The sequence below is a fragment of the Pseudomonas sp. C8002 genome (assembly GCF_013385765.1).
In the GTDB taxonomy this organism is placed as follows: domain Bacteria; phylum Pseudomonadota; class Gammaproteobacteria; order Pseudomonadales; family Pseudomonadaceae; genus Aquipseudomonas.
Window position 1 is genome coordinate 1 of the sequence record NZ_JACAPJ010000028.1, and the last position, 14,919, is coordinate 14,919.

20 protein-coding genes are annotated in these 14,919 nt (G+C 60.3%); 12 read left to right on the forward strand and 8 right to left on the reverse strand.

Features of this window, described 5'->3' with window-relative positions; translation table 11 throughout:
* Nucleotides 1-175: 175 nt before the first annotated feature.
* From HX814_RS25775 to HX814_RS25790, 4 genes are all read right to left on the reverse strand, one after another.
* Nucleotides 176-1,078 (reverse strand): alpha/beta fold hydrolase, encoded by a 903-nt coding sequence (locus HX814_RS25775; RefSeq protein ID WP_017476031.1) that lies wholly within the window; start codon nt 1,076-1,078, stop codon nt 176-178.
* A complete protein-coding gene (locus HX814_RS25780; RefSeq protein WP_102368141.1) occupies nt 1,078-1,860 on the reverse strand; it encodes a class II aldolase/adducin family protein in 783 nt (260 codons plus the stop codon). Before HX814_RS25780 ends, HX814_RS25775 begins: the two co-directional genes overlap by 1 nt.
* Nucleotides 1,861-2,009: 149 nt before the next feature.
* The gene (locus tag HX814_RS25785) at nt 2,010-2,696 is read right to left on the reverse strand and encodes an LrgB family protein (protein ID WP_003208490.1); all 687 of its coding nucleotides are present in this window, start codon (nt 2,694-2,696) and stop codon (nt 2,010-2,012) included.
* Nucleotides 2,686-3,072 carry a CidA/LrgA family protein gene (locus HX814_RS25790; protein ID WP_177010041.1) on the reverse strand — a complete coding sequence of 129 codons (387 nt, stop codon included), beginning with the start codon at nt 3,070-3,072 and terminating at the stop codon, nt 2,686-2,688. The genes HX814_RS25785 and HX814_RS25790 overlap by 11 nt, the downstream gene beginning before the upstream one ends.
* 99 nt (nt 3,073-3,171) lie before the next feature.
* On the opposite strand from HX814_RS25790, the gene HX814_RS25795 reads away from it, so the two are divergent.
* Entirely contained in the window at nt 3,172-4,068 is an 897-nt protein-coding gene (locus HX814_RS25795) for a LysR family transcriptional regulator (protein WP_003208487.1), read from the forward strand.
* Here the strand turns inward: HX814_RS25795 and HX814_RS25800 are convergent.
* Nucleotides 4,049-4,504, reverse strand: a complete 456-nt coding sequence (locus tag HX814_RS25800) for a flavodoxin (RefSeq protein ID WP_003208486.1) — start codon at nt 4,502-4,504, stop codon at nt 4,049-4,051. The genes HX814_RS25795 and HX814_RS25800 overlap by 20 nt on opposite strands.
* A gap of 113 nt (nt 4,505-4,617) precedes the next feature.
* On the opposite strand from HX814_RS25800, the gene HX814_RS25805 reads away from it, so the two are divergent.
* Nucleotides 4,618-5,085: a PAS domain-containing protein gene (locus HX814_RS25805; protein ID WP_003208484.1), complete on the forward strand. Its 468-nt coding sequence runs from the start codon at nt 4,618-4,620 to the stop codon at nt 5,083-5,085.
* A gap of 58 nt (nt 5,086-5,143) precedes the next feature.
* Nucleotides 5,144-5,749, forward strand: coding sequence for a hypothetical protein (locus tag HX814_RS25810; RefSeq protein WP_003208483.1), 606 nt, complete (start codon nt 5,144-5,146; stop codon nt 5,747-5,749).
* 2 nt (nt 5,750-5,751) lie between these two features.
* Here HX814_RS25810 and HX814_RS25815 read toward each other — a convergent pair whose 3' ends face one another.
* The gene (locus HX814_RS25815; protein WP_043225723.1) at nt 5,752-6,708 is read right to left on the reverse strand and encodes a MerR family transcriptional regulator; all 957 of its coding nucleotides are present in this window, start codon (nt 6,706-6,708) and stop codon (nt 5,752-5,754) included.
* Nucleotides 6,709-6,923: 215 nt separating this feature from the next.
* On the opposite strand from HX814_RS25815, the gene HX814_RS25820 reads away from it, so the two are divergent.
* From HX814_RS25820 to HX814_RS25845, 6 genes are read left to right on the forward strand one after another with little or no spacing between them, the layout of a single operon-like run.
* Complete coding sequence (locus HX814_RS25820; protein ID WP_008432309.1) at nt 6,924-7,484, forward strand: antibiotic biosynthesis monooxygenase; 561 nt, start codon at nt 6,924-6,926, stop codon at nt 7,482-7,484.
* A gap of 57 nt (nt 7,485-7,541) precedes the next feature.
* On the forward strand, nt 7,542-8,252 hold the full coding sequence (folM, locus tag HX814_RS25825; RefSeq protein WP_008432306.1) for a dihydromonapterin reductase: 711 nt from the start codon (nt 7,542-7,544) through the stop codon (nt 8,250-8,252).
* Between the two features lie 20 nt (nt 8,253-8,272).
* Nucleotides 8,273-8,833, forward strand: coding sequence for a GTP cyclohydrolase I FolE (gene folE / locus HX814_RS25830; protein ID WP_010176988.1), 561 nt, complete (start codon nt 8,273-8,275; stop codon nt 8,831-8,833).
* 2 nt (nt 8,834-8,835) lie between these two features.
* Complete coding sequence (folX, locus tag HX814_RS25835) at nt 8,836-9,207, forward strand: dihydroneopterin triphosphate 2'-epimerase (RefSeq protein ID WP_003208474.1); 372 nt, start codon at nt 8,836-8,838, stop codon at nt 9,205-9,207.
* A gap of 23 nt (nt 9,208-9,230) precedes the next feature.
* Nucleotides 9,231-9,527, forward strand: a complete 297-nt coding sequence (locus HX814_RS25840) for a DUF1244 domain-containing protein (protein ID WP_003208473.1) — start codon at nt 9,231-9,233, stop codon at nt 9,525-9,527.
* Nucleotides 9,520-9,861, forward strand: a complete 342-nt coding sequence (locus HX814_RS25845) for a HopJ type III effector protein (RefSeq protein WP_008432300.1) — start codon at nt 9,520-9,522, stop codon at nt 9,859-9,861. Before HX814_RS25840 ends, HX814_RS25845 begins: the two co-directional genes overlap by 8 nt.
* 182 nt (nt 9,862-10,043) lie before the next feature.
* Here the strand turns inward: HX814_RS25845 and trxB are convergent, their stop codons facing one another.
* A complete protein-coding gene (trxB, locus tag HX814_RS25850) occupies nt 10,044-11,006 on the reverse strand; it encodes a thioredoxin-disulfide reductase (RefSeq protein ID WP_003208470.1) in 963 nt (320 codons plus the stop codon).
* Between the two features lie 293 nt (nt 11,007-11,299).
* Between trxB and cysZ the strand changes: the two genes are divergently transcribed.
* From cysZ to HX814_RS25865, 3 genes are all read left to right on the forward strand, one after another.
* Nucleotides 11,300-12,055, forward strand: coding sequence for a sulfate transporter CysZ (gene cysZ / locus HX814_RS25855; protein WP_003208468.1), 756 nt, complete (start codon nt 11,300-11,302; stop codon nt 12,053-12,055).
* Nucleotides 12,056-12,119: 64 nt separating this feature from the next.
* On the forward strand, nt 12,120-13,307 hold the full coding sequence (locus HX814_RS25860; RefSeq protein ID WP_102368138.1) for a glycosyltransferase family 1 protein: 1,188 nt from the start codon (nt 12,120-12,122) through the stop codon (nt 13,305-13,307).
* A 216-nt stretch (nt 13,308-13,523) separates the two neighbouring features.
* On the forward strand, nt 13,524-13,700 hold the full coding sequence (locus HX814_RS25865; protein WP_177010042.1) for a hypothetical protein: 177 nt from the start codon (nt 13,524-13,526) through the stop codon (nt 13,698-13,700).
* 82 nt (nt 13,701-13,782) lie between these two features.
* Here the strand turns inward: HX814_RS25865 and HX814_RS25870 are convergent, their stop codons facing one another.
* Nucleotides 13,783-14,886 carry an NADH:flavin oxidoreductase gene (locus tag HX814_RS25870; protein WP_177010043.1) on the reverse strand — a complete coding sequence of 368 codons (1,104 nt, stop codon included), beginning with the start codon at nt 14,884-14,886 and terminating at the stop codon, nt 13,783-13,785.
* Nucleotides 14,887-14,919: the final 33 nt, after the last annotated feature.

A 14,919-nucleotide genomic window follows, 5' to 3' on the forward strand; every position in this document is an offset into this window, starting at 1 on the left:
CCGTCGCGGCGGCCCGCGGAGCAATGCCGGAGTGAGGGAACACCGAGCCTAGGCGAGGTGCCGACAGGCGGGGCAGAGCCCTTTGCTTACTTTGGGGCTTTTCCAAAGTGAGCCGCTGTAAGAGCGGAACCATAAGCCGCCGTTACCTAAATAACGGATATGTACTCAACCCCAATCAAGAATAAGCCACCCGAGAAGCCCCCACCCCAAGCCCCTCCCGAAACGCCAGATAATGCTTCAACACCTGCACCGGCGCCTCAATCTGCGGATAGTGCCCAATATTCGCCAGCAACACCGTATCCGCATGCGGCACCAGTTCACGATACCGCTGAACCATATGCCCCCCAGAAATCGGATCAACCTCCCCATCGATCACCCGCAACGGCACCTCCCCCCGCTGCATCGCTGCCACCCATCGATCCCGCTGCCGCCGACGCTGAGGAATATACGCAATTAACTTGTGCAAAATCCGCGGCCCATCCTGGCTCTCGATCAGGCTCCAGAAATCATCCAGCGCACTTTCACTGGGCCGGGTCGAAGGCCCGAAAATCTGCCCGAAACTATTGGCCAGCGCATTACGCCCAAACGCCCGCCCGATCATCCACCCCAACGGGCTCAGCAACAGCTTCTGCACCAACGCCGGACGATGCGTCTCCGGAAACAACCCACCGTTGAGAAACACACCACTGGCCATCTGAAACCGCCCTTCGTAATGCCGCGCCAACAATTCCTGCGCAACACTGTCACCGTAATCATGAGCCAGCACATGCACCGGCTGCTGCACCCAAAGATGCTCCAGCAACGCCTGTTGCAAGTCCGCCTGCTCCAGCAGGCAATAGGTGTGGTCCAGCGGCTTGGCCGAATCGCCAAACCCCAGCATGTCGCAGGCAATCACTTGATAGCGCTGGGCCAACGGCTGCCAGAGGTAATGCCAATCCCAACTGGCCGTGGGAAAACCATGGATCAGCAGCAACGGCTCGCCCTGCCCCGCCACCCAGTACCGAATGGTGCGGCCGCGAAACTCAAAGCTCTGGGCACGCTGGCGCCAGATGCGCAGCGGGATCTCGGCGAGTGGCATCAGCTTTTATACCCGGTGTCGAGTGCATCGAGTTTGCGCAGCAACGCCGGCCACGCCAGCGCGCCGCCCATGCCCTGAGCGCTTTTGGTGACCCCAGCGATCATCGCCCGGGCACCGGCCAATATCTGCGGCGCAATGCTGATCAGTTCAGCGCCACCATTCTGCGCCATCACCTGGATATCGCAGGTGCGCTGGAAGATGAACATCATCAGGAACGTATCGGCGATGCTCCCACCACAAGTCAGCAAACCGTGGTTGTGCAGCATCAGGAAATTGTTTTCGCCAAGGTCGGCCTGCAAGCGGGCCTTTTCCTCGTGGTTCAGCGCCACACCTTCGTAGGCGTGATAGGCCAGGCTGGACAACACGAACAACGATTGCTGGCTGATGGGCAGCACGCCCTGTTTCTGCGCGGAGACGGCAATGCCGGAGGCGGTGTGGGTGTGCAGCACGCAGACCACATCGTGCCGCACTTCGTGCACCGCACTGTGAATGGTGTACCCGGCAGGGTTGACCTCGTAGGGACTGTCCATCAGCTTGTTGCCGGCCTGATCGACCTTCACCAGGCTCGACGCGGTGATCTCGTGGAACATCAGCCCGTAGGGGTTGATCAGGAAGTCTTCGGTGCCCGGCACCTTGGCCGAGATGTGGGTGAAAATCAGGTCGTCCCAACCATGCATCGCCACCAGGCGATAGCACGCGGCGAGGTCGACGCGGGCCTGCCATTCGGCCGCGCTGACCTGGTCTTTTACACTGTGTGTCGATTGAACAGTGGCTAGGCTCACGGCAATGACCTCCTTGGCGCGCTTATTATTGTTTTTTTGAGTGAAGAGGCAGTCTAGTCAGACCTCGAGGCCGCCGTAGTTGCATTGGCAGCCAGCTTGATGACCGAACGGGTCAGTCCTGAGGATAGTTCGATTTTGTTCTGCGCGTGTCAGAGAAGCGACGCCAATAAAGGCGCGGCGAACAGGTTGAGCAAGCCGGTCAGCACCATTACCAGGCCCGCCACGGAGCCTTCCTCACCGCCCACCTCATGAGCCCGGCTGACACCCGCGCCATGAGCGCCCACGCCAAACAATGCGCCACGGGCCAATGGCGTGCGCAACGGTAACCACTTGAGCAGTACGCCGCCGAGCATGGCGCCAAACACCCCGGTGAACATCACGAACACCGCCGTCAGTTCCGGCACGCCGCCCAGGTCGGAAGACACCGGCATCGCGAACGGGGTGGTGATCGAACGGGGCACCAACGACATCGTCACCGAGCTGTCGAGAGCGAGGGCCTTGGCCAGGCCATACGAAGTGGCGATGGACGCCGCGCTGCCCGCGACCATCCCCAGCAATAACGCTGACCAGTGGCGCACCAGCAATTGGCGCTGTTGCCAGATCGGAATCGCGAACGCCACGGTCACCGGGCCCAGCACCAGCATCAGCCAGTGGGTGTCGGTGGCGTATTCGGCATAGGCGGTTTTCATCGGCACGGCCACCGCCAGCAGCAGCGCCGGCACCAGGATCAGCGGCGACAGCAGGTAGCGCCCGGTGCGCCGGTAGATCCAGCGGCTGAAGCCGTAGGCACCGAGGGTCAGCGCCAGCCAGAACATCGGCATCAGCTCAAGCTTCATGGCGCAGCTTCCAGCGGCAGACGAATTCCACGGTAAACGCAGTCACCAGCATCACCGACAAGGTGCTGAAGCCGATGACCAACATGATTCGCCAGCCGTCGTGCTTTACCAGGCCACCGTAGTCCAAAAGGCTCATCAAGGCAGGAATAAAGAACAGCAGCATCTCCGCCATCAGTACACCGGCGCCCAGTTGCAGAGCCGCCGGTTTTACCAGGCCGGTGGCGAAGGTCAGCAACAACAGGCCCAGGCCGATCACACCACCGGGAATAGGCCAACTCAGCCAGGCGGCCAATTGGCAGCCCAGAAAATATATGGCCAGCAGCACAATCAGTTCAGTCAATAACCGACCGACGACATTGAAGGTGAAACGTTTCATGAGCTTTGGGTCCTCGCAGGGCTCCCATTTTAAAGAGGCCCCTGGCATCCCCACAGCGAATTGTTAGACTGCAAGCTATTCCAAACTGGAATCATGTCGATGGAATTTAAACAACTGCGCAGCTTTGTCGAAGTGATCCACCGCGGCGGTTTTACCCAGGCCGGCAAAACCCTGCACATCAGCCAGTCCGCCGTCAGCAAGCAGGTGGCGCAACTGGAGCAAAGCCTGGGCACGCCGCTGCTGGATCGCCTGGGTTCGCAGATTCGCCTGACGGCTGCCGGACAAGTGGTGCTGCAGCGGGCGGAGGCCATGCTGCGCCAGCAAACCGAATTGCTCAGTGAGCTGGATGACTTGAATCAGTTGACCCGTGGCGAGTTGCGCATGGGCTTGCCGCAGTTGGGCGGTGACACGTTGTTCGCCGGGCTGTTTGCCGAATACCGCCGCCGTTATCCGAACGTCACCATTCAATTGCTGGAAGGCGGCAGCCGCAATATCGAGCAGGCGATCTTGAGCGGAGAGCTGGAAGTGGGCGGCAGCCTGATGCCCAGCGACCCGGCATTCGCCTGGCAGGCATTCTGCGATGAACCGCTGGATGCCCTGCTGCCGATGGACCATCCATTGGCCGATAACGCGCAGATCCGCCTGGAGGAGTTGGCTGACACGCCGTTCCTGATGTATCAGCGCAGTTTTGTGTTGAACGACCGCCTGCTACAGGCCTGTCAGCAATTGGGCTTCACCCCGAAGGAAAGCGGGCGCAGTGGCCAGGCGGATTTTCTCGCCGCATTGGTGGCCGCCGGCCAAGGCGTGGTGCTGCTGCCCAGCGTAGTAGCCCGGGGCCTGATAAGGCCCGGCGTGGTGCGCCTGACGCTCAAGGCGCCGGACTACCTGCGCTGGGACATTGCCTTTATCTGGCGTGAGGGTGCCTACCTGTCGAAAGCCGCCCAGGCCTGGCTGGCGTTATTGCGCGAGTTCCCGGTCAACCGCGCAGTGCAGTAACCAACTCGGCCAGCCACGGCTCGGCGTCGGCTTCCGGGGTCACGCTTTCGCTGGCGTCCAGGCGCAGCATCGGCAGCACTTCGTGCACGCCCAACTCGGCAAACAGCTCGCGCATTTGCTCGCCGCCGCCGCAGAAGGTGTCGCCATAGCTGGCGTCGCCCAGGCCGATCACCGCGCCGGGCAAGCCTCGCCAAGCGGCCGGCAGTTGGTCGCGAATGGTCGAGTACAGCGGCTGCAGGTTGTCGGGCAGTTCGCCCATGCCAGTGGTGGAAGTCACGGCCAGGAAGGCTTCCGGAGCAAAGCCCTGTACGTCGGCGAGGGTTGCCCGCGGGTTGTGCCAGGCGTCGAAGCCGGCAGCGTTGAGGATGCTTGCAGCATGACGGGCGACTTCTTCAGCCGTGCCGTACACCGAGCCGGAAAGGATGGCGACTTTCATCAATCTGATCCTGTAGCTGACTAAAAGCCTGGGATATTAACAGCTGGGGCCCATGGACAGGCTGCCGGCATGTCTTAAACTGCAAACTCCAACTACAAGCCATGGACCGCTCAATGATTAACGCCAAGCTGATGCAACTGGTGATCAACGCTTCCAACGACGGCATCGTTATCGCCGAGCGCGAAGGCAAGGACAAGCCACTGATTTATGTGAACCCGGCCTTCGAGCGCATGACTGGCTACACCCTCGACGAAATCCTCTATCAGGACTGCCGCTTCCTGCAATCGGGCGATCGTGACCAGCCGGGGCTGATGGCGATTCGCGAAGCCCTGGAGAGTGGCGGCGCCTGCCGGGAAATCCTGCGCAATTACCGCAAGGACGGCACGCATTTCTGGAACGAGCTGTCGTTATCGACGGTTTATAACCCGGCCGACAAGCAGACCTACTTTGTCGGTGTGCAGAAGGATGTGACCGTTCAGGTCAAGGCCCAGCAGCGTGTCGCGCAACTGGAAGCCCAGTTGGCTGACCTCAAGGCGGAGCTTGCGGCACTCAAGGCGACGAGCGGATCTAACAAAAACTAGAAAACGCGGTCTTTAAAGAGATAATGGCGTTTTAATACCTTTTTCTTGAGCAAGATCAATGCAACGCGACGCGCTTTTGACGCAGGACGAGCTGGATTTTATTCAGACCATGCACCATAACCCGCAACTCAATGTGCGGGACGCGTCGTCGAGCCTGACGGTCAATGGCGGTGCGCAGATTCGTGATCTGCTCACCCGCCTGGCCGCCCATGACCATGTCACCCTCCAGGCCCAATTCGACAACCAGCAAATGACGTTTCCGCTGCAATTGGTGGAAGACGAGTTTCATGCCGTGCATCTGCGGCTGGGTGTACCGAGTATTTTCGAAGACGGGCCGATGATCCGCCCGTGGCGCCTGGCGCTCGAAGAGCCGGTACCCCTGGAAAACATCAAGGGCCAGCCCGGTGCGCTGTGGGTGCATGAGGTGTCATTCAAGGGATTGCTGGTGGAAATTCGCGGGCGGATCAAGGCGCCAAGAACCTTTTCGCTGTGGTTCAGTCCGTCCGGGTACGAGCGCATTTCGGTGCGGGGCACGCTGGAACGGGAAACTGCCCGAGGATTGTTCGCCTACCGCCTGAGCCAGAACGATGTGGATGAGACCGAGCGCCTGCGCCAGTTTATCCTGCAGCAACATCGCCTTTTTCACCCCGAAGTCCACGCCTGACGTCAGGTATCCAGGTTACCGCGCAGAAACTGCTGCAAGCGGCGCTGCATCAATCGCCCTTCGTTACCCAGGCAGCCGACGGATGAACCCGCCAGTTGTTCCTGCGCCAACTCCGCCGCATCGCCGGCCAGCAACAGCGGGCAATCCAGGGTCAGGGCCAGCCGTTCAAGGCGCCGAGGCAAGCCATTGGCCGGCGAGTGATTGGAGAACACCACAAGGGCTTGTGGCCTGGTTTTTTCACAGACAAGGGTCAATTCATCCATCGGCTGGCCCACAGCCAGGACCTTGACCGCCAACTCGTCACCGCTCATCAACAGGCCTGCGACCAACAACTCCAGCTCTCGGCACTCCCCCGCAATGGCCGCCAGCAATACCCGCGGCGCCGCTGAGGCACAGCCTATCTGCAGGCGTTTCCAGGTTCGGCTGCGCAGAAATCCATCAAAAAACAGCCATTCACTGGTTTGTCCAAACAACCCCTGATGTCGCAACAGTTGCTGCCAGAGGGGCATCAGGATGTCCTGGAACACCACCGCGACCGGGTAGGCAGCGAAAATCTGGCCATACAACCGGTCCAGTTGCCGGTCGTCGAAGGCACCGACGGCCGTTCGCAACTGCGCCTGCCATTGGGCCCATTCATGCTCTGCACCTGCCGGCGAAGCAGCCGCCGCTTCGACTTGATGATCGTCGCGGGCGAGGATCTTGCCGACCTTGCTCACGGCCACGCCACGCTCGATCCAGTCAAGAATGCGATGAACGGTCTCGATATCGGTGCGCGAATACAGGCGGTGCCCACTTTCGGTGCGAACCGGGTGGATCAGCCCGTAACGCCGTTCCCAGGCACGCAAGGTGACAGGGTTGATGCCTGTCAATCTCGCGACTTCGCGAATCGGAAACAGCTCATCGGAATCGGCAGGGTTGCCAAGGGCCATTTCGGGACGTGGAGCAGTCATTACAGACATCAGGGCATCAATATACTGTCAGGAACTTGGATCCCATTTAACGCCCATACAGCTGTCCGATTCAAGGTCTTCGACAAGCCGACCAATGTCGCTGGTGTATTTCTGCAAAACAGGAATAATCCTTGCCTGTTTTTTCAACGTGGCTGCTTACCCCGCAGCTTCGTTCGTGCGCCGCCTACCCGGCCCAGTGCACCTGATCCTTATGGAGATACACAATGTCTACCTCCCCCGTCACCCTGATGGTTGCGCGCCGCGTGGCCAAGGGTCGCTATGAAGAGTTGATGGCCTGGCTGCGCGAAGGCGAGCAATTGGCCACGGACTTCCCCGGTTACCTGGGTTCAGGCGTGCTTGCACCGCCGCCCAACGATGACGAGTTCCAGATTATTTTCCGCTTCGCCGACGAAAAAACCCTGCATGCGTGGGAGTTTTCCGCCTCCCGTGGTGCATGGCTCGGGCGTGGCAGTGAGCTGTTTGCTGCGCCGTCGGAGCATCGCGTACGCGGTATCGACGGCTGGTTTGGCGCCGCCGCCGCACGTCCGCCGCGCTGGAAGCAGGCCGTGGCCATCTGGCTGGCATTTTTCCCGGTGTCGCTGCTGTTCAACTTCGGCCTTGAGCCGCTGCTCAGCGAGTTGGGGTTGTTGAGCCGTGTGCTGGTCAGCACCCTCGCGCTCACGCCATTGATGGTTTACTTCTTTATCCCGTTGTCGACCCACCTGCTGGCCGGTTGGCTGCATCCGGCGCCAGCCCGGGTAAAGGCCACCGAAGCCGCTGCTTGAGTACAAGGGAGGCCGCTCGCTGGTATAGTTTTAGCCTGCCAGCGATTCGAGCCTCCCATGTCTTCAACACCCGCCCCGATCCTGATCACCGGTGCCGGCCAGCGCGTCGGCCTGCATTGCGCCCAGCGCCTGCTGGACGAAGGGCAGCCAGTGATTTTCAGCTACCGCAGCGAACGTCCCGGCGTGCAAGCCTTGCGCGAACGCGGTGCGATCGGTGTGTTTGCCGACTTCTCCAACGAGACCGGTATTCTCGCCTTCATCGACGAACTGAAGACGCACACCCAAAGCCTGCGGGCGATCATTCATAATGCCTCGGCCTGGGAAGCGGAAGCGCCCGGCGACGAGAGCCGCGCCTTTACCGACATGTTCAGCGTGCACATGCTTGCGCCGTACCTGATCAACCTGCATTGTGCTTACCTGCTGCAACGCTCCACGCCTGCGGATATCGTGCACATCAGCGATGACGTGACCCGCAAGGGCAGCCGCCAGCACATTGCCTACTGCGCCACCAAGGCCGGGCTCGACAGCCTGACCTTGTCGTTTGCCGCGCAGCTTGCACCGGATATCAAGGTGAACGGCATTGCCCCGGCAATGGTGATGTTCAACGAGGGCGACGACGCGGCTTACCGCGCCAAGGTCCTGGCCAAGGCGGCACTGGGCATCGAGCCCGGCCCCGAGGTGATTTACCAGAGCGTGCGCTACCTGCTGGATAACCCGTATGTCACCGGTACCACCCTGACCGTCAACGGCGGGCGGCATATCAAGTAAGCCGTTTGCGAGGATGTTGTATGACTTTGTCCCTGCCCCACCACTACCGCGAGATCCTCAAGGGCCTGGGTGAAGACCCCGAGCGCGAGGGTTTGCTCGACACGCCAAAGCGTGCCGCCAAGGCCATGCAGTACCTGTGTCACGGCTACGAGCAGAACCTGGAAGAAATCGTCAACGGTGCGCTGTTTGCCTCCGACAACGACGAGATGGTGATCCTCAAGGACATCGAGCTGTATTCGCTGTGCGAGCATCACCTGCTGCCCTTTATCGGCAAGGCCCATGTGGCCTATATTCCGACCGGCAAGGTGCTCGGCCTGTCGAAGCTGGCGCGTATCGTCGACATGTTCGCCCGTCGCCTGCAGATCCAGGAAAACCTCACGCGGGAAATCGCCGACGCCATCCAGACGGTGACCCAGGCCGCCGGCGTGGCGGTGGTGATCGAAGCCAGGCACATGTGCATGATGATGCGCGGTGTCGAAAAACAGAATTCAACCATGAACACCTCGGTGATGCTCGGCGCCTTCCGCGAGTCGAACACCACGCGCATGGAGTTCCTGCAACTGATTGGACGGAGCAAGTAGCAATGCCACAACTTCAGCCAGGCATGGCGCGCATCCGGGTCAAGGACCTGTGCCTGCGCACGTTTATCGGGATCAACGAGGATGAAATCCTCAACAAGCAGGATGTGTTGATCAACCTGACCATCCTGTATGCCGCCCAGGAAGCCGTGCGCGACAACGACATCGACCACGCGCTGAACTACCGCACCATCACCAAGGCAATCATCGCCCATGTGGAAGGCAACCGCTTTGCCCTGCTGGAGCGCCTGACCCAGGAGATCCTCGACCTGGTGATGAGCAATACATCGGTGCTGTACGCCGAAGTCGAAGTCGACAAACCCCATGCGTTGCGTTTTGCCGAATCGGTGTCGATTACCCTGGCGGCCAGTCGCTAACCCTTACCTTTGCAGTGAGCATCATGAACGATCAACAACGCCTCGAACTCGAAGCCGCCGCCTTCCGCCGGCTGGTGGCCCACCTGGACAGCCGCAAGGATGTGCAGAACATCGACCTGATGAACCTCTCGGGCTTCTGCCGCAACTGCTTGTCCAAGTGGTACAAGGCCGAGGCCGACGAGCGCCAGATCGAGCTGAGCCTCGATGACGCCCGTGAAGTGGTGTACGGCATGCCGTACGCCGAGTGGAAAGCCCAATACCAGCAAGAAGCCAGTGCCGAACAGCAAGCGGCATTCGCCAAAGGAAAACCCCATGACTGACCTGAACACCCTGCGCGCCAGCCTCAACAGTGGCGAACATGTTTTTGCCGATACCCTGGCCTTTGTAGCTGCGGGTTACGACTACCAGCCACAAGCGTTCACCAATGGCAGCGTGGAAAACGCCGCCGGGCAGAACGAAGGTTCGTGCAAGACCCTGGGCCTGGCGCTGCTGGAAGGCTTGAGCGACCAGGAAGCGCTGTTGGCGTTTGGCGAGCATTACCGTTCGGTGCTGGCCACGCCTGAAGGCAGTGACCATGGCAACATTCGTGCGCTGATCGAGCATGGGTTGGCGGGTGTGAAGTTTGCCGCACAGCCACTGACCCGCAAATCCTGAGTCAGACATAGATCAAAATGTGGGAGCGGGCTTGCTCGCGAAAGCAGAGTGTCAGTCAATACATCGGGTGACTGACACACCGCTTTCGCGAGCAAGCCCGCTCCCACATTTGGACTGCGGTGATCATCAAATCCCGTGCATAAAAAAACCGGCCTCGCAGCCGGTTTTTTTGTTTCTGCGGTTTAGAACGAAGCGTCCTTCAAACCGTCGAGGTAACGCTCGGCATCCAGGGCCGCCATGCAACCGGCGCCGGCGGAGGTGATCGCCTGGCGGTACACGTGGTCGGCCACGTCACCGGCAGCGAAGATACCTTCGATGTTGGTGGCAGTCGCATTGCCTTCACGGCCGCCCTGCACGATCAGGTAACCATCTTTGGCATCCAGCACGCCTTCGAACAACGAGGTGTTCGGAGTGTGGCCGATGGCGATGAACACGCCGTCGACTTTCAGCTCGTCGAAGCTGCCGTCGTTGTTCTTCAGGCGAGCACCGGTCACGCCCATGTTGTCGCCCAGGACTTCATCCAGAGTGGCGTTGAGCTTGAGGATGATCTTGCCTTCGGCCACGCGGGCATGCAGCTTGTCGATCAGGATCTTCTCGGCGCGGAAGGTCTCGCGGCGGTGAACCAGGGTCACGGTGCTGGCGATGTTGGCCAGGTACAGCGCTTCTTCCACCGCGGTGTTGCCGCCACCGACCACAGCCACTGGCTTGTTGCGGTAGAAGAAACCGTCGCAGGTTGCGCAGGCGGAAACGCCCTTGCCCATGAACGCTTCTTCCGACGGCAGGCCCAGGTAACGAGCGCTGGCGCCGGTGGCGATGATCAGCGCGTCACAGGTGTACACGCCGCTGTCGCCGGTCAGGCTGTAAGGCTTCTTGGAGAAGTCGACCTTGTTGATGTGATCAAACACGATCTCGGTTTCGAAACGCTCGGCGTGCTCTTTCATGCGCTCCATCAGCACCGGGCCGGTCAGGCCGTGGACGTCGCCCGGCCAGTTGTCGACTTCAGTGGTGGTGGTCAACTGACCGCCCGCTTGCATGCCGGTGATCAGCAACGGCTTGAGGTTGGCCCGGGCAGCGTAGACGGCAGCGCTGTAACCGGCAGGGCCGGAACCGAGAATAATCACTCGCGAATGACGGGTATCAGACATGACTCACTCCTATCGACCGCCCGGACTACAGAACGGCTGGAATAAAAAAGGACCGCGAAGCACTTGGGGAAGGCTTGAACTCGCAGATCCTGAAAATAATGGGTGCAGCGTATAGAGGGAGGCAAGATTAAGGAAATACGGATTAACAATCCAGCTCATAGGTGGTCTCTATCCCATGCCCTCTATTAATCGACACCTTTGTTACCGTTAATGTCGCGATGCGGGCCGTGCTTTCCCGGTACTCCCAAAGCCGGTAAGGTCGGCGCGTTCGCCCCTATTGCCCGGAGTTATCCATGCCCGCCCCCGTTCTTTCAGGCCCACAGTACCTGCGCGAAGGTCTCAAACTGGTACTCAGCCCCGGCCTGCGGCTGTTTGTGCTGCTGCCGCTGGCAATCAACCTGATCCTGTTCGTCGGATTGATCTACTTCGCCGGCCATCAGTTCAGCCTGTGGGTCGACACACTCATGCCGACGCTGCCGAGCTGGCTGAGCTTCCTCAATTATCTGCTGTGGCCTTTATTTGTGGTGCTGGTGGTGCTGATGGTGTTTTTCACCTTCACCATGCTTGCCAACATTATCGCCGCGCCGTTCAACGGCTTTCTGTCGGAAAAGGTCGAAGTGGTGGTGCGCGGCACCGATGATTTCCCGGCGTTCAGCTGGGGCGAACTGGCGGCCATGGTCCCGCGCACCCTGGCCCGGGAAATGCGCAAACTGGGTTACTTCCTGCCCCGGGCTATCGGCCTGTTTATCCTGTCGTTCATCCCGGTGGTCAATCTGGTGGCAGCACCGCTGTGGCTGCTGTTTGGTGTGTGGATGATGGCGATCCAGTACATCGACTACCCGGCCGACAACCACAAGCTGGGCTGGAACGAAATGCTCGCCTGGCTGCGCCAGAAGCGCTGGCAGAGCATGAGTTTTGGCGGGATCGTTTACCTGGTGTTGCTGGTGCCGGTGGTCAACCTGCTGATGATGCCGGCAGCGGTGGCCGGGGCGACGTTGTTCTGGGTGCGTGAGCAAGGCGCCGAGGCCATGGCCATTAAAAAGGCCTGAGCCGTCACAAATCCATCATCCAAAAGACACAATGACGACATGGCCCACGCCGACACTGTGGGTCATGACGACAGCTTCGCTCCACATCACCCTGATCACCGAAACCTTCCCGCCAGAGATCAACGGGGTGGCCAATACCCTTGGCCGCCTGTGTGACGGTTTGCGCGCGCGCGGGCATCAAGTCGAACTGGTTCGCCCGCGCCAGGGCAGCGACCAGAGCCGGCCCAGCGACGACGGCCTGATGCTCTGTCGCGGCTGGCCGCTGCCGGGCTACCCGGGGCTGCAATGGGGCCAGTCGTCGATGCACAAGCTGTTGCGGCGCTGGACCCGCCAGCGCCCGGATGTGTTGTATATCGCCACGGAAGGCCCGCTGGGTTTGTCGGCGTTGCGGGCGGCGCGGCGCCTGGGGATCAGCGTGGTGAGTGGCTTCCACACCAACTTCCAGCAGTATTCCAACCAGTACGGCCTGGGCATGCTGAGCCGGGTGCTGACCCACTATCTGCGCTGGTTCCATAACCGCTCGACCCTGACCCTGGTGCCCAGCGCCAGCCAGCGACTGGAGCTGGAGCGCCGCCATTTCGAGCGCCTGGGCATGCTCGCGCGCGGTGTCGACAGCCAGCTGTTTCACCCGGCCAAACGCGACCCAGCCCTGCGCGAGCAGTGGGGGCTGAGCGATGAAGACATCGCCGTGCTGCACGTCGGACGCCTGGCCCAGGAAAAAAATCTCGGGCTGCTCAAGCGCTGCTTCGACTCGCTGCAAACCACTTACCCACAGCGCCGGTTGAAACTGATCATTGTCGGCGATGGCCCCCAACGGACAATGCTTGAGAAATCGCTGCCTCAGGCAATTTTTTGCGGTACCCGACGCGATGAGGAGCTGGCTCGGCACTACGCCTCAGGGGATCTGTTTCTGTTCCCCAGCCTGACCGAAACCTTTGGCAATGTAGTGTTAGAGGCCATGGCCGCAGGGCTGGGGGTGGTGGCTTACGACCAGGCAGCTGCAACCCAGCATATTCGCCATGGTTACAACGGTGTGCTGGCGATGCCTGGGGACGAGGAGGCATTTTGTGATGCCGCCAACTGGTTGTTGGAGGAGCGTGAAAGTTTGCGCAGGGTCAGGCTCAATGCCCGACAACACGCCAGTCGCCAGGGCTGGCCGGCAATTATTGAGCAGTTTGAAAGCAAGTTACTGGATGTATGCAGGGGCATATCGAGTGTGTACAAAGTCAGCAGCAACACTATGAATGTCTAGTATTCGATGTAGATATTTTTGATCTGCCCAAGCGAACACCCTTGAATGACCAGTAGACAAGCCAACTCAGTGCTGCGTGAGGGGGAATGTTGCGAGTTGCAGTTGGGAACTAGTGCGCAGGTGAACGCCACAACATCAGTGGCGGTTGTTCAGGGTCATAGGAAGAACCAGCCATAAAGCCCAAATACTCTTAGATAAAATATGTGGAGTTCTCCCATGTCGATGCCACTCAACAGCATCCAGCCTTCGTCGTTCAGTCTGCCTCCTGCGCCTTCGGGCTTAGAGAACGGGGGTATTCGCGGCAAGCGGCCTGACGATCAACAAGCAGGCCTCCTTGCATTGCAGCAGCAGCAGAAGCAGCAGGAGCAGGAAAAAAACCAGCTGAAGTTTTAATACAACTCAAGGCAACTTGGCAAAAATGCCTGGAAACTGGTTCCAGGCATTTTTTGCAGCCACGCAGTTAAACGTGTGCGCGTCAAACGAGGGTCGTCAACGCCTCACGACTGAAAGGCAGGATGTCGCCTTCACGGCCTTCGCGAACCTTCAGCGCCCAATCCGGATCCACCAGCAGCGCACGGCCCACAGCGACCAGGTCGAACTCGTCGTTGTTCAGGCGCTCCAGCAGTTTTTCCAGGCTGGCGGGTTGCGCCACTTTATCGGTGTTGACCATGAACTGCAGGAACTCGCCATCCAGGCCGACGCTGCCCACGGTGATGGTCGGCTTGCCGGTGAGCTTGCGGGTCCAGCCGGCCAGGTTCAGCTCGGAGCCTTCGAATTCCGGCTCCCAGAAACGGCGGGTGGAGCAGTGGAAAATATCCACGCCGGCGTCAGACAGCGGCTTGAGGAATTCACCCAAGGCTTCCGGGGTTTGCACCAGGCGCGCGGTGTAGTCCTGCTGCTTCCACTGGGAGAAACGCAGGATGATCGGGAAGTCCGGGCCCACGGCGGCGCGGACGGCCTGGATCAATTCGATGGCGAAACGCGAACGGTTGGCCAGGCTGCCGCCGTATTCGTCGGTGCGCTGGTTGGTGCCTTCCCAGAAGAACTGGTCCACCAGGTAGCCATGGGCGCCGTGGATTTCAACGCCGTCCATGCCGATGCTCTGGGCATCCTTGGCAGCCTGGGCGAACGCGGCGATCACGTCCTTGATGTCTTCCACGGTCATGCCGTGGACGACGACATTGCCGTCCTTGAGTTTTTCGGTGGGGCCGTAAGCCGGCACGCTGGCATCCGGCTCGGTGCCGATGCGCCGCACGCTGCCCACATGCCACAGTTGCGGAACGATCTTGCCGCCTTCGGCATGTACCGCGTCGACTACTTTCTTCCAGCCGGCCAGGGCGGCTTCACCGTAGAAGTGCGGGACGTTCGGGTAGCCGTTGGAAGCCGGGTGGCCGACCACGGTGCCTTCGGTGATGATCAGGCCGACACCGGCGGCGGCGCGGCGGCGGTAGTACTCGATCACTTTGGAGTTGGGCACGCCACCCGGAGAAAAGGAACGGGTCATCGGCGCCATGACCACGCGACTGGGCAGTTGCAGTGCACCGAGCTGGAACGGTTTGAACAAAGCTTGGACAGGCATGGGAGCACTCCATCGGAAAGGAATTTATGATGT